The sequence below is a fragment of the Sulfitobacter sp. R18_1 genome (assembly GCF_017743915.1).
In the GTDB taxonomy this organism is placed as follows: Bacteria; Pseudomonadota; Alphaproteobacteria; order Rhodobacterales; family Rhodobacteraceae; genus Sulfitobacter; species Sulfitobacter faviae.
This window is the reverse complement of the sequence record NZ_JAGHRG010000001.1, coordinates 328,698-341,521: the sequence shown is the minus strand read 5'-3', so window position 1 is coordinate 341,521 and position 12,824 is coordinate 328,698. Positions and strand designations below refer to the sequence as shown.

Annotated in this window: 13 protein-coding genes; 3 read left to right on the top strand and 10 right to left on the bottom strand. The window is 50.6% G+C overall.

Going from position 1 to position 12,824, the window contains the following annotated elements:
- Nucleotides 1-6: 6 nt before the first annotated feature.
- Genes J7392_RS02400 through J7392_RS02390 form a run of 3 tightly spaced genes read right to left on the bottom strand, consistent with a single transcriptional unit; the run spans nucleotide 7 to nucleotide 1,385 of the window.
- Nucleotides 7-450, bottom strand: a complete 444-nt coding sequence (locus tag J7392_RS02400; protein WP_209215997.1) for a hypothetical protein — start codon at nucleotides 448-450, stop codon at nucleotides 7-9.
- On the bottom strand, nucleotides 447-665 hold the full coding sequence (locus tag J7392_RS02395) for a hypothetical protein (protein WP_209215996.1): 219 nt from the start codon (nucleotides 663-665) through the stop codon (nucleotides 447-449). The genes J7392_RS02400 and J7392_RS02395 overlap by 4 nt, the downstream gene beginning before the upstream one ends.
- Before the next feature lie 57 nt (nucleotides 666-722).
- A complete protein-coding gene (locus tag J7392_RS02390; RefSeq protein WP_209215995.1) occupies nucleotides 723-1,385 on the bottom strand; it encodes a hypothetical protein in 663 nt (220 codons plus the stop codon).
- A gap of 286 nt (nucleotides 1,386-1,671) precedes the next feature.
- Here J7392_RS02390 and J7392_RS02385 point away from each other — a divergent pair, with 286 nt between their 5' ends.
- A complete protein-coding gene (locus tag J7392_RS02385) occupies nucleotides 1,672-2,730 on the top strand; it encodes a restriction endonuclease (RefSeq protein WP_348540684.1) in 1,059 nt (352 codons plus the stop codon).
- A 52-nt stretch (nucleotides 2,731-2,782) separates the two neighbouring features.
- Nucleotides 2,783-3,592 carry a class I SAM-dependent methyltransferase gene (locus tag J7392_RS02380; protein WP_209215993.1) on the top strand — a complete coding sequence of 270 codons (810 nt, stop codon included), beginning with the start codon at nucleotides 2,783-2,785 and terminating at the stop codon, nucleotides 3,590-3,592.
- 401 nt (nucleotides 3,593-3,993) lie between these two features.
- On the opposite strand, the gene J7392_RS02375 is transcribed toward J7392_RS02380, so the two are convergent.
- The 5 genes from J7392_RS02375 to J7392_RS02355 form a co-directional block, all read right to left on the bottom strand.
- Entirely contained in the window at nucleotides 3,994-4,275 is a 282-nt protein-coding gene (locus tag J7392_RS02375; RefSeq protein ID WP_209215992.1) for a hypothetical protein, read from the bottom strand.
- A complete protein-coding gene (locus tag J7392_RS02370) occupies nucleotides 4,272-4,832 on the bottom strand; it encodes a hypothetical protein (protein ID WP_209215991.1) in 561 nt (186 codons plus the stop codon). The genes J7392_RS02375 and J7392_RS02370 overlap by 4 nt, the downstream gene beginning before the upstream one ends.
- Before the next feature lie 2 nt (nucleotides 4,833-4,834).
- Entirely contained in the window at nucleotides 4,835-5,230 is a 396-nt protein-coding gene (locus J7392_RS02365; RefSeq protein ID WP_209215990.1) for a hypothetical protein, read from the bottom strand.
- Nucleotides 5,231-5,308: 78 nt separating this feature from the next.
- On the bottom strand, nucleotides 5,309-8,320 hold the full coding sequence (locus J7392_RS02360) for a hypothetical protein (protein ID WP_209215989.1): 3,012 nt from the start codon (nucleotides 8,318-8,320) through the stop codon (nucleotides 5,309-5,311).
- 87 nt (nucleotides 8,321-8,407) lie between these two features.
- Nucleotides 8,408-8,794 carry a hypothetical protein gene (locus tag J7392_RS02355; RefSeq protein ID WP_209215988.1) on the bottom strand — a complete coding sequence of 129 codons (387 nt, stop codon included), beginning with the start codon at nucleotides 8,792-8,794 and terminating at the stop codon, nucleotides 8,408-8,410.
- A 223-nt stretch (nucleotides 8,795-9,017) separates the two neighbouring features.
- On the opposite strand from J7392_RS02355, the gene J7392_RS02350 reads away from it, so the two are divergent.
- Nucleotides 9,018-10,661 (top strand): zinc ribbon domain-containing protein, encoded by a 1,644-nt coding sequence (locus tag J7392_RS02350; RefSeq protein WP_209215987.1) that lies wholly within the window; start codon nucleotides 9,018-9,020, stop codon nucleotides 10,659-10,661.
- A 163-nt stretch (nucleotides 10,662-10,824) separates the two neighbouring features.
- Here J7392_RS02350 and J7392_RS02345 read toward each other — a convergent pair whose 3' ends face one another.
- Both J7392_RS02345 and J7392_RS02340 read right to left on the bottom strand, forming a co-directional pair.
- Entirely contained in the window at nucleotides 10,825-11,367 is a 543-nt protein-coding gene (locus tag J7392_RS02345) for a hypothetical protein (RefSeq protein ID WP_209215986.1), read from the bottom strand.
- Nucleotides 11,368-12,073: 706 nt separating this feature from the next.
- Entirely contained in the window at nucleotides 12,074-12,772 is a 699-nt protein-coding gene (locus J7392_RS02340; protein WP_209215985.1) for a metallophosphoesterase, read from the bottom strand.
- Between the last annotated feature and the right edge of the window lie 52 nt (nucleotides 12,773-12,824).

Sequence of the window (12,824 nt, the reverse complement as noted above, 5' to 3'; positions counted from 1 at the left end):
TCCAGTTTACGGTGTTGGAGAGCCATAATCGTCGAGACCGTTATCGCGACGATAGACGCGAGTACGACGATTAGCGTAGCGATTCAGGATTTGCCCAGCATGGTATGTATGACCGGTTTCTTTGCCAGATGGATCGATCATTGAAACTAGATCTAACGCTGTCAACTCAAACCATTCTTGTGCCAGGGCGTCCTCCGATCTTGAAGGGGCGGCTGTCGCTTGTACTTTCTCATATCTTTCTAGGATGGAGGTTAGGACCCTAGCTTCTTCACTGTTCTTCACAATTTTCCGAGAAAGATTGAGTGATGTTTGAGGGATCTTCCTTTCCACTTCCCGTGAAAGATGCTCAGAAAGACGAGCGTTGCTCTCCAATAGTTCGTTTAGCCGCTCTTGAATCGGCTCCATGAAAGCTTCCAGTTCGTGATCATAAAGGTGTCGTTTTACTGTCATCGGGTAAAATCTCCAAGGCTAGCGCTGGCATCATTTTCTTCTTCGGCGACAGTCGAAAAATAACTGGACAGCTTATCGCTCAACTGAGGGACCTCATCTTTCATAAGTCCAAGAAGGTGAATGATAATTGAGTGCTCATCCCAGCCTTGATCTAGGGCCGTATCAGCCGCCTCAGGGGATACTTCATCCAATAGTTTAATGGCGTGATTGCTCATCTCTAGGTCCTTATTTGTTTATGCCTTACCAGCTAAGTATGGCCCGCGCTGCAAACTTCAGTTCTCTTCCGAGGGTTTCAGCATGCGCGGCTTTTGAGTTTCCTCGATCCCCTGGCTGTCGGCGTAAGACTCGATGACGGACTTCGCTTCGTGCACGATGTCTTCAACGGTTTCATAGAACACGCTTTGCAGGTAGGGCAGGGTGCCGCCAAGCTTGCGGGAGATCAGAACCAAAGGGGCGAGGATTGCTTCCTGACGAACCTTGGAGACCTTCGCAGCTGTAAGCTCAGCCCGCGTCTCATCGACAAGGCTCTCGATCTGCTGGGCCAGTTTCTTGAACTCTTCCTGAGCATCTTTGGAGAAGCGCTCAACTTCTGTTTCGGGATCGATCATGGGCTTTCTGCCTTCGTGACGGACCCAGCGCAATGTGCAGGGAACACCATTGGCCTTACTGCGGCCGGAAGCAAGCGAAGCAAACTGCTGGCGGCTCATCATGAACTCAACGATTTGCTTCTCTTCATGGACCTTGTCGTGATTGTTGCTGCGGAACCGAAGTGCATCAGACACCCGAACTGTAATGAAGTCTGAGTGCTCGATATTGGTTCCAAAGAGGGCCATTCCGCGCGCACTGGTATCGGCGATAGTCACGACCCCGAATGCTGGGTGGCGGTGCTCTTCGCCCATTTGGGTTTTGGTGACGACTGCTTTCTCTTTCGACATCTTGAATACTCCAATTAATACCGAGAACTCAAATGAGAGCCCCTCTGTTAACACCAACATTATTGGCCGCCGCATTGATTGTCAACATTATACATGAATAAGATGCCTATGATTTTAAGATTCCTATGGGAGATCTTTCTCTAAATAGCTAACGTCCCGAATAGTTAACGGTTATTCATGCAGGTTAAGGAAATAATACTTGCATATTGTCAACATTTATGATCTTCTCTGCATAAGTTGATTTCCCGCTGAGACGGGGCTAACGATTTATAGGAGAATTCATTTGATGGGACGTGATGTGGAAGCAGTAGAAGAATGCCGTAGCGAGATCGCTGTAATTGTTGCAGCTGCGCTTCCTATCGAAGCCGCTGAAGAAATCTGCTCTCTTATGGAGGTCGTCGACGAGATTTCTGATGAGGTCCGCACGCGTAATTTTGAGGCTATCTCTCGACAGGCATGTGTAGCTTACGGTGCGCAAGGGTCGGTCGTATCGGCTGGTTGGGGTGCAGAATTTGCGGAGAATTTCGCAGCACTACTGACATCCGACGAAGATATCGCAGCTGACTTCTATGAGGACCAGAAGAGCTTCTCTAGCTGGAAGGGTGGCTATTGCACCGCTGATGGTATCGCTGAGCAAGCTCCGTTCTTTGTTTCTCAGGGTTTCTGGAATGAGGTAGGTGCCTTGGTCATGTCGTTGCGAGAAAACGACACTGAAGTGGCCACACAAATCGCGATCCTTAATGCGCCGAAGCTTCTCCCGGAAATGCAAGGGGCGCTGTCTGCCGACACAAAGGTAGCTGACCTTGCCGGTGGGATGCGTGCTGTAAAGCGTTTCTGGAAAGAGAACGACAACAGCGCTCAGATCACAACCATGACTGAGGATACGTTGGCCAAATTCACAATGCGTCTGCTCATGGAGATGTCTGAAATTGAAGAGACGGAACTCATTTTCTCGTCCTTCGAGGAAGTTCAGTCCAGTTTTGATTTCGAAATCTGGTGTGCGGAACGGATGCGTACGATGGACTGCCCAGCGCTCTTGAGCCCTCAAGGTGATCATGCAGGTATCGACGTGATCACTGAGGTAGGCGCCAAGAAGGTTGGCTTGCGTTGTGAGTTCCACAATACCGGGTCTAGTGAGCGCCTTGTCCGTGAGGCTGTGCAGGGCATGCAAAAATATGACCTCGATCAAGGGGTCATTGTATTCGCGCATGCGGTTCCTGCTGACATCTCAGTCTATGCGCAGGAAGCAGGTCTTGTCGCGATGAAGGCATCTGACTTCGATCAGATCAAATCATTGATCGAGGTCGACGTCCGTAAGACAGCAGGGCAGCCTCATTTGATCTAAAGCGGGAACCACTTCGCTAAAATATACGAAACAAGCACTTTGAGGGTACCTAATGCCTGCTGATAACACCAAGCTTCTGAACCAGTATTTTACTCCTGTATGGGCGGCTGAGCGCATCTACGAGACGTTTTTTAGCGATATCGAGGAGGGCGCTTATGTAATCGAGCCTTCCTGTGGCGACGGCCGGTTCCTACAAGCCATTCCTGAAGGCGTGCATGCTGTTGGCGTAGAGATCGACCCTGTTATGGCCGAGCGCGCACGGCAGCGTACTGGGCGCCAGGTGATTACTGGAGACTTCCGTAAGGTTGAGATTGAAGGTAAGGCCGATCTCATTGCAGGTAACCCGCCTTTCGAGCTCAGTATCGTTGACGGGATGTTGGAGCGGGCAAAGGAGCTACTGAAGCCGCATGGCCGCTGTGGTTTCATCCTTCCCGCTTATACCTTTCAGACCCCCTCTAGAGTGGTTCGTTATGCAATGGACTGGTGCCTGGAGCCTCATTTTCTGCCCCGTACACTGTTTCCCGGGATTAAGATGCCGCTGATGTTCGCCATGTTCCGACAGGAAGGCCAGCAGTGGGTGGGGATGACCCTCTATCCTGAAACCCGAGATATCGAAAATATGAAGAAGGAATACTCGGCCACTCTCAAAAATGGAACTGGCTCGGTATGGAAGGCCGCGCTTGAACAGGCTCTGCACGCGCTGGGCGGAGAGGCGAAGCTCTCTGACATTTACGAAGAGATCAGCACTAAGCGACCGACAGAAACGAACTGGTGGAAAGAGAAGATCCGTCAGATGGCACGGCGGCACTTCCAGCAAACCGGTCCAGGACGGTATGCTCTTCCTCAAGCAGTTGCCGCCTAATTGGACCAGGTGATACCCGAGAACGATCTGGTGTCACCTGTTGCCTACCCAAGTGCCACAAAAGGACGCATTGTGACAACTGAATGATCACAACGCGCCCACGGAACGACAACCTAATGCCTACAGAATGACAACAAAAATGCTACGCGTCTGCTGGCGCGTTTTTCGGATGGTATGCTTCACAGATCTCTTCGATGGTAAGATTGGACTCACCGTCGCCTGCCCGGTTGGCTACGATCATCTCTTCAACGGATGTTCTGTGTAAGAGGCTCGTGCCCCATCGATCTGCCCGAGCAATGCGGTCTTCACCCCATTCTGCTACAGCTTCCTCGCGATCAACACTGTAGCATACCGGAGCATCTACAATCTCGCTCCATTCTAGATACCGGCCGTCGGGCAACTTAACGATGGGGCGTCCCATGGGCATTCTCCTGATTGTTGCGTTCGTTAGCAGTTTTCTTTGCCACGTAGATGACCCCCATGGCGGTGTCCCGGGTCTCGACGCGGGGATCTTTGGTCGCTTTACTGGCTTCTTTAGTTGGAACGCGAACTCCACGTCCAACACCACGAATACCTAGGCCAAGGCGCCAGTGTCCGCATACATCCTTCTCGAGCCAGAATTGGCTATCTAGAGCTTTGATGATGCGATCAGCGGTGTAATCAGCATGAACCTTGTCGGTCATGGAGCGTCTTCTCCGACCTCTGCACGGATGCGGGCCTCATGATCCTTCTGGCAATCTACTTTAGCCTCTGACAGCTTCCTACGTGCCGCCAAGGGCAGATGACCTAGATATCGGGGCACCCACATGGCACCATCCACGCTGGATCGGTGGCGGATGACATACCGGCCGCAGAATGTGTAGAGTTCGATCTGACCATCCTGCTGTTCTCTGCAAAGGTTGCCGTTGTCATCAGACCACTGAAGTGGCTTCACAGAAACTTCTTTGGCGGGAGGCTCTGTACCAAAAGTGCCATCTTCAACAGCGTGGATGTGTGCGTAAGCTTCTCTGAAGAAATCCTGTCGCGCTTTGACAGCCTGTTCCCATGCTTTTGCGGCCGGGAGGCCAAACTTATCGGCGACGCATTCAAATGTATGCGGCTCTCCATCACCACCAAAGTACATATTCAGATTAGTTGTCTCCTCTGGGATAACCGCGTATCTCCAAGAGATTGAGGCAAAATTCTTTAATAGGCCAACCTGAAATTCGTTGCTCAGATTGATTTCTTTCGAGTTTTCCATTTTCAGGCTCCAGTCATGGCAGTTTGGGTGGAAGCCTCTTTCGTCGGCTTAGCATGGCTATTGATGAGATTCCGCAGGATGCTTTGGATGCGGAAGAAGGCAAGCACAAAGCACATGATGGTGATTGCAGTAGAGAGGATCGAGTTTCCATCCAGGAATTGGACCGGAACGAACTTCACCAAAACAGAGCCTGAGATCACCGCCACCAAGCACTGGAAAACATTGAAGAAGGGGTGCTGACAATTCTTTGCAAGATTATGCCCCAGAATAACCACCATTAGGATAACAAAATGGCCGCCCACCAGGATGCTTTCATAGGAGACACTATTCACAGCATCAGCCAGGCTGGTTGCACATGTGATGGCGAAAGCATTCGCAAATGGCAACGTTTTCAGCATTGATATATCCTTCTTTGTTGTGAATAGACTACGGCAAATCACTTACGTAGGCAAGAGTAACTAAGCATTAGTTGCGATCTATTTGGCCGACTTAAGGATAGATTCCGCAGCTTCTTTGAGGTTGGGAGACATCAGAATTCGAGATCGTGTCTCCTCGATTTCTTCTTCTGTGGGCTCAACATGCTTGGCCGACAAGACGCTGAACGTGGCTGGATTGAAGTGCTCCGCAATCACGCGATCAAGACCACGGCTTAAAACTTCATCAGTATCCAAGGTATTGCTGAATCCGCCGAAGTAGTCCTCACCTTTTACAGCATCTTCGTCGATACGGGAAACGCGAATGGAGAAACCGCAGTTCTTATCTGCATTGTCTTCAAAGTTGGCTACTTGACGAATGTAGCCTTCAGGTCGATAGATTCTCTTAATCCACTTTTTCACGGTGTCGCTATGCCCCTGGGCCCAAAGTCGGGACGTCAGGTCGACAACCAGGTTAACTTGAAAAAGCGAAGTTCCGTGAGAGGAAGAACCCTCCGTTTTTGGGGTAAGAGCGAACAGTCCAAGTGTGTGATGAATAATATCACCAGGTACGGCATCTCTTTTATCCGAGAAGACATATCTATAGAAGTTCTCCATCAGCGCGTCAGCTGTCTCGACATCAATACTCGAGAACGCTTTTGTCCGTACGCTATCACCAATAATATTAGGGTTAGCTGACTTGGCATAGCGGGATGCCCTATCTACAATCTTTCCAAGCTCCGCAGATGCGTTATCAGAAGACAGGTTATCGCGAACCGATCTAATCTCAGAAGGGTACGCGAACCTTGGGGTTTCGTCCCGCAGCCATACTGTGAGAGAGGACTTGCCTGGCTCTGTAAGGCTGCGCACCACTGTCTTTGAAGAGACCTCTGTCAGATTACCTTTGGTGCCCAGTAGCAGAGTTCGAGCTACCACAAACCCCATATCGAAGCCAGGAATGAAACCTGGGTCTACAGGCTCAATTTCAACGATCTCACCCTTGCCAGTGACTTGAAGCTCGATCAGCTCAGGGCGTCGAATGTTTTGTGCAGCAAGCATTGCGGCAACGATCTTCTGGATAGCCTTCACATGGGCATTGGTTTCGGGCAGTGCCCAGTTCTTCCACTTGCGCCACAAAACGATGGCATCCTTGATCATGCTCTCGTTAGCTTGCGGGTTGCTCGCGAGAAGATCCCTCGCGACCGCATCCAAAGATGCCTTCTCTGCACTAAGCAGCTTTCTAGCCTCCGCAAAGGAATGGATGTAGCGCAGATATTGAACTCGGGCCGCTCGGCTGTTGAGGTAATACTCAATGTCGTGGAGGTCGACAAAATCGAGGCAGATCACGCCTTCAGCAACATGGGGACGCAAAGGATACTCTGTGCGCCCATTGAGTTCTACAGGGCGTCCCTTTTCGCGTTTTTGGATAACGACGGTTGTGTTGCGAATTTTAGCGCTTGGATCCCATCGGCTTTCAGAAAGGCATTTAGCGGTAAGCTTATTCTTATCGGCTTTACGAAGCACTGCGATCTCAAACTGATTTACCGGATCTACTTTTCGGTAAGTACTATCGTAGACCTGCGGGGCAGAATACTCGTCGATTGCCTCATTCCAGTTCACGGCGATGCGCGAACCTTCCGTCATATTTTCGTTGGCAGACTTGATGAACTCAGAAAGCGAGGGACGGCCGTCATCCAGCACGCCTTCTTCGTCGTGGACGAAGCGGAAACGCTCGTTATGTACTGTTTCGGTCAGCCAGTTCTGGCCCTTGGGCATGAAGTCACCAAGCAACCCTTCGCGCTCATGTAGCCCCCACAGGAGAAGCAAGAAGCGTTTGTAATGCAATGCCCGATCATCGTGTTTTTCTCGAGCATAGCTGTACTCGATGTCTTTCACTGTGATTTCACGCTTGCCATGCAATCCGGAAGTGAAGATGGCATTGATTTCGTCGGCCGAGGGAAACAAGCGCTTTGCTGAACTTGTTTGCTCATCAGCCATGACCATGTGGACGTTCTCACCATCCCGAATAAACAGGAAAACCCGCGTGTCGAGTTCCCGCTCTTGGATCAGCTCAAAGGCTTCGGTCAACGTCATCTTAGCTTCTGGATCGATGGATCGGTTGTGGCGACGCACGCGAGCCAGCACGACACATCTTTCATAGGGCATCATGCGGTCGATAATCTGGGGGTGCTTACGGAACAACGTGTCGATATCGCCCACTGCACTGTGGTCAAAGCCATCGGCAAACTGACCCTCAACGAAGACCTCTTCATCAAGGTACAGGAGTTGCTGTAAGAGCGTGAGAGGCTCATCCTTAGGGGCGCCCTTGCCGGTGACCAGCGTGTGGGTAGCACTATCCTCACCGAGGAATAGGCGCATCGTCCGGACATTTTTTAGAAGTCCCTCAGCTTGCGACTGGGCGTCGGAAACCGAGGCCAAAGCTTGTTCTGATTTCTCAGTCTGGAAACCGACCAGAAGCTTCATTTCACTCTGGATTTCTTTGGTTTGTCCCTGAATGAAAGCGGCTTGTGCGTTAGCAAGATCGAGTCCGGTTTCGATCTTCTTCTGGGTTGCCAGGACGTCACCGGAAGGCAGTAGGGCAGCCGGGACATTGGCGCTCCCTTCGGTTGACTTGGTTGCGGCCTTATCATCCTTTTCTTCGCGCTTCTCGCGTTGCTCTGCGATAAGGAGCTGCAAAGTCTCTTCCTCAGGGCCTGACTGAATGCGAGAGGTGATACCATTGATGCGCGATTGGACTTCCGCAATCTCGTGCTCGCGGATGCTTTCCCACTCGGGCTCCAGGGCCCAATTCTCGAAGAACTCGTCGGCCAGAATGCGGATCGTAAATGCGTTACCGTTTTCCCAAGTCGGATGAGACTTCATCACAATCGTATGGATGTCTCCATCAACAACGCGAACCTCTTTTACGAGAAGGACGAGGCCATGCTCCGGTACATCCCAGCGCGAGAACTTGCCATTTTCATTCAGTTCACCTTTGAACCGCCAGTAGCTACCTGCGCTGGGCAGAACTTCGTCGCGATCAATTTTTTCAGAGCCGGGTACGATAGGGAGCATGTATAACCTCGAATACTTACCCTATTAATGCATGTATTGTACTTGGTTGTCAACATTTCTCATGACGATAACCTTGGACCCGATTAATTATGGTCTCATTGTGCTGGTTGGGAAGTCGGGAATGCTGTCCTCTGGGAAAGCAAGCTGATCCAATACGATGTCGAGAGGCATATCCTTGCAGACCCGGATCACTTCTAGGTTTTCATGGAGGCTGCGATATAGCGCTTCAGCTTCGGACGCTCTCTCGCCACCGGCTTCACGCATCTCCGCGAGATGCCCCCAGAATGAACCATTCATATTTCGGATGTCAGAGCAGGTATCGACGATCTTTTCCCAGTTAGGATTTTCGCCAAGTTCACTTTCAATAGTCTTGTACGCATTGATCATATTTTTGAACCCTCGCTTACTATCGCGCGGCATCCAATCGCTCTGTGCGTCAAGGTAGGCTTCTAGCTGATCGGTGAACTCTTGCATGTAATTGGTCTCTTCTCGTCATTGGTTGGCCATAAGGCTTTTGATGTTATCGGCCCATGCAAGCGCTTCGCTATCTGCGCCAACATGTGAAACGAATTCCTGTCCTCTGGCAACAAGTCTTAGGTGATCTGCCTGCCCGCGATCCGGGCTGAACAGCATATTGATAACGAACGCAACATACTATAGATAGATGCATGAATAAACGGAAATAGTTTCGGAAATTATGACATGTGACTCTCAACAACAAATCTCGCGCGACGAGAGAAAGTCACGTCTCAAACCATCCGTAGATGGATTGAAGCAGGAAAATACGAGCGAGTTGCACGCACCGATGGGGGTCACCTCCGGGTCTGGATCGACGTCGATCCAGATATCGTTATCTACGCTCGAGTCTCAAGCAAAAAACAGCAATCCTCACTCGACACCCAAGAGCAAATCTTGCGGGAAAAATACCCAGAAGCAAAGCTTGTCAGTGACGTTGCCTCTGGTTTCAATTTCAAACGACGAGGCTTTATCGCCTTATTGGAACGCGCATTGCGAGGCGAACCAGTCCGAGTGGTGGCTACCACATCGGATCGCATCACCAGATCCGGATTCCCTCTCATCAGGCACATCTTTGAACTATCGGGAGGTGGAATCGAGCTTTTGGAAGAAGACGATCAAACCGATCCGTTCGATGTTCGAGAACTCGTTGCGTTTATCACTTCCTTCTGCAACTCCATTCACGGAAAGCGCGCGCATCAAAGGCACGCGAAAAATCAGAGTATTCCCGAAGGATGAGGAATACCTGATCGAGCTATGCCGCCAACATCGGCGCGCATACAACCTCACTATTGCGTGTTTCATCGAAGCAGATCGTGGCTTGGTGGATCGAAAAGGCGACGATCTGAAAAAGATCAACCTACGTAGAACAATTAGGGAGTTTGTCGCTTCGGAGGTCGCAGAAAGGGGCGAGGGCTTCGCCTCGGCCGCCTGCGATGAAGCCGTCCTTAGCGCCTTCAACACGCGAGACGCGATCATCCGTGAGCGCAGGCAAGGCAAGAAGTGCGGATTTACTTTCAAAAGCTTAAAGGATGTGAGGCAGAGCTTCATCATCCAAAAGTTGGCGCCTGGATTCGTCACACGCCACTTCGACGTTTCAGAAGACCTTCCTGAGGAAGCCTTCAAGAAACTCACCAGAATTGTTTCTGAGCGGGGGCAGTGGTTCATCTGTGCTCAGAAATACATTACCACGATTGGGCAGGACGAAATTCAAGTCCGAACAATAGCGGCTATCGACCCCGGTGTACGGACTTTCGGGACTGTATATTCAGAGAACCAATGCACCACCTACGGCGAAGGGTTCTATGCCCAGCGTATCTGGCCCTTGATTCAGAAGATTTACAAGTTGGTCTCATTACGGGTAAAAGCCCGTAATGATCAATGGAAGCGCCACTACCAAAAACGCCTGAATAAGCTAATGATCAAAGCCAGAAACCTGGTCGATGATCTACACAGACGTGTGGCGTATGACTTGGTCCAACGGTTTGATGTTCTGCTTTTGCCAACGTTTGAAACGTCCCAGATGGTCGAGAAACAGAAGCGGAAGCTTCGGACGAAGACTGCTAGATCTATGCTGGGTCTGGGACATTATCGGTTTCAACAGAAACTAAACTGGATGTGCCGTAAATATGGTAAACGCCTCGTTCTGGTGAATGAAGCTTATACTTCCAAGACCAGATCTTGGGATGGGGTTATTCATGACAAGTTGGGTGGTGCAAAACAGATCAGTGACGGTCGTATTGTAGTTGATCGAGACGTAAATGGAGCACGCGGCATTCTGCTGCGCGCTCTCTATGGCAACCTGGGCCATGGTCAGGCAATTTAACGCATGTTGCGTTCGTTGCGACTTAAATCAGGTGTGATGATAACTTAGACCAAGCCTTTGCAACCAAATAGGGGGTTTCCAAAAAGATGGAGGTCGACCTACGATACTTAGGCGCAATTCCGGGCTCAGGGGGGGGCAGCAACCTGGGCCATGATCGGGCAATTTAACGCATGCTGTGTTGGTTGCGATCTAAATCAGGTGTGCATGTCGCTACGCTCGGTGTGGGGTGAGCACGGGGAAGTCCCATCTGGCGCCATCGAGTCGTCGCTCCTTTTGGCCCGATAACTTCCATCCGGTCAATCTCCAAGTAGCCGAAGATGCGATGGTGAGGGCGTGAGTTAGCATTATGCTTGGGGGCGTCATAATCTTTGAAGAGGCCGAAAAATACGATCAGGTCACCGGACGACACACCTTGGTTCACCAAATGGCTCTGAGCGGCCCCATCCTGGCCTAATGATGCCACTCCGGTATCCCAGGGCAGCTGGGGATCATAATGCGCGTGAGAGGCGCCCGTGAAGCGTTCCTTGGTGAGATCAGAGACAATGTCGCCAAGGTTTCCAGCGCGGGGATGTTGAATGTCGGTATATCGAAAAGGTTCCTGCGGCGTCTTTGGAATAGGTAGGCTTACAGGGCAACCATCGATAATTGGAGAAGGTACCCCACCTGACCCGCTGTCGAAGCCTTTTCGACTAAAAATAATGCGCATTACAAACTCATTTGAATTAATATCGCGCTCTATACATGTTTGTCCTTGCCTATACAAATGCAAACTGAGATATTGCGCATATGTTTACAGTGCTTCAGAGATACACAGGCCCGGAAACCGCAGAACAGCGGGAGCAGCGTGAGCTACTAGAGGCCATTCATTACAGAGCGGGATCGATCTTTGCCCTTAAGCTGGTAATGGAAAGTATCGGGAGAGGCTTCTATCACCCTGTTGCAGATGTCTTGGCTAAAGACCCGGCTGAGGCAATCCAGCGGACAATGCTGCTAGATCCATCTGAGCACACCATGTGGTATCGGAAGTGTTCTCGTGGGACCTCTCCCGGGGATCTTCTCATCTGGCAGCTTCAAGGGGGTCACCACCGCGTCTTCGTCGTTCTATCCGATAAGCGGGTCACTGAGTTCTTCGGGGAAGCTCGGGAATCGATTCTCGAAAACTGGGAAGAGCGATCATCGGTTCATGCTATGTGAATATTAGTAAGTCTGAATATGTACCACGTATAGTGCATGCTTGGGTATGATGGGGCCACTAATTGTGGTCTCGGGCAATCATATTTTATTCACAAAAACGTAGCACTTCCTGCTATATATAGAGGCGGGCAGGGAGGAATTCCTGTTCTTATTGTATCTCTAAAGTATACTTTAGTTGGAAGGGGTCTCGAGCTATTGCCTGAGACCCCTTCTTTTTATCAAAGTCGAATGCGAATGGCTTCGCGTAGGCCGACCCCGCGCACACGACGTCCGTTGGGGAGATCCTTCTCATATCCAATGTGATGGTGTCCGTGCAGAATAACTTTGGCTCCCATATCTTCCGAAAGCTGGTCTAGTCCATGGAACCCGTATTGCATTGACGACGGAGCTTCGTGGGTCACCAGGATGTCGGCGCCAGCCATCTTCAGGGCATCAGCATCCGACTTAAATATTGATGCCCGATGTCTCAGCGGGATGCCGTTTCTCCACTGCTGGAACTTCGGCAGGTCTTCCAATAGATCTTCCGGGGAGTAATAGGCTGGTGTCTCGTTCAGCCCCTTGTGCGGGAACCAGATGCGACCTCTAAAGACGCCGCCCAGACCCCCTACGCGAAGTTTCCCTCCAAAGATCGAGCGGACCTTACCATGCAGGTTTTGCTCTGGCAGAGCGCCGAAGGTAGCGTCATATTGTTCTTCTGTGTCGCTATCGTGATTTCCTGGGATCCAGAACGTAGGTATCCCTGCATCAAGCAAAGGAGCCAGCTCCTCATCAATAGGTGTAACCTTCTCGCCAATGCGAGAGTCCTTGGTCATGTCGCCAAGAATTATAACAGCGTCAGGTGTTTCTTTATCAAGCTCTCGGAAAAGGTTTTCGTATTCTCCGTGGGGGTCTCCGTATGCGACTACACTTTGTGTCATATTATTATGCCTTATTTGTTGCATACAATATGACACGCGCTGGTAAACACCC

Bases quoted from the DNA above. Each gene is read 5' to 3' on its own strand.
- J7392_RS02395 (WP_209215996.1), bottom strand. From the start codon at position 665: ATGAGCAATCACGCCATTAAACTATTGGATGAAGTATCCCCTGAGGCG.
- J7392_RS02400 (WP_209215997.1), bottom strand. From the start codon at position 450: ATGACAGTAAAACGACACCTTTATGATCACGAACTGGAAGCTTTCATG.
- J7392_RS02375 (WP_209215992.1), bottom strand. From the start codon at position 4,275: ATGACCGACAAGGTTCATGCTGATTACACCGCTGATCGCATCATCAAA.
- J7392_RS02360 (WP_209215989.1), bottom strand. From the start codon at position 8,320: ATGCTCCCTATCGTACCCGGCTCTGAAAAAATTGATCGCGACGAAGTT.
- J7392_RS02370 (WP_209215991.1), bottom strand. From the start codon at position 4,832: ATGGAAAACTCGAAAGAAATCAATCTGAGCAACGAATTTCAGGTTGGC.
- J7392_RS02385 (WP_348540684.1), top strand. From the start codon at position 1,672: ATGGGACGTGATGTGGAAGCAGTAGAAGAATGCCGTAGCGAGATCGCT.
- J7392_RS02390 (WP_209215995.1), bottom strand. From the start codon at position 1,385: ATGTCGAAAGAGAAAGCAGTCGTCACCAAAACCCAAATGGGCGAAGAG.
- J7392_RS02350 (WP_209215987.1), top strand. From the start codon at position 9,018: ATGACATGTGACTCTCAACAACAAATCTCGCGCGACGAGAGAAAGTCA.
- J7392_RS02340 (WP_209215985.1), bottom strand. From the start codon at position 12,772: ATGACACAAAGTGTAGTCGCATACGGAGACCCCCACGGAGAATACGAA.
- J7392_RS02355 (WP_209215988.1), bottom strand. From the start codon at position 8,794: ATGCAAGAGTTCACCGATCAGCTAGAAGCCTACCTTGACGCACAGAGC.
- J7392_RS02345 (WP_209215986.1), bottom strand. From the start codon at position 11,367: ATGCGCATTATTTTTAGTCGAAAAGGCTTCGACAGCGGGTCAGGTGGG.
- J7392_RS02365 (WP_209215990.1), bottom strand. From the start codon at position 5,230: ATGCTGAAAACGTTGCCATTTGCGAATGCTTTCGCCATCACATGTGCA.
- J7392_RS02380 (WP_209215993.1), top strand. From the start codon at position 2,783: ATGCCTGCTGATAACACCAAGCTTCTGAACCAGTATTTTACTCCTGTA.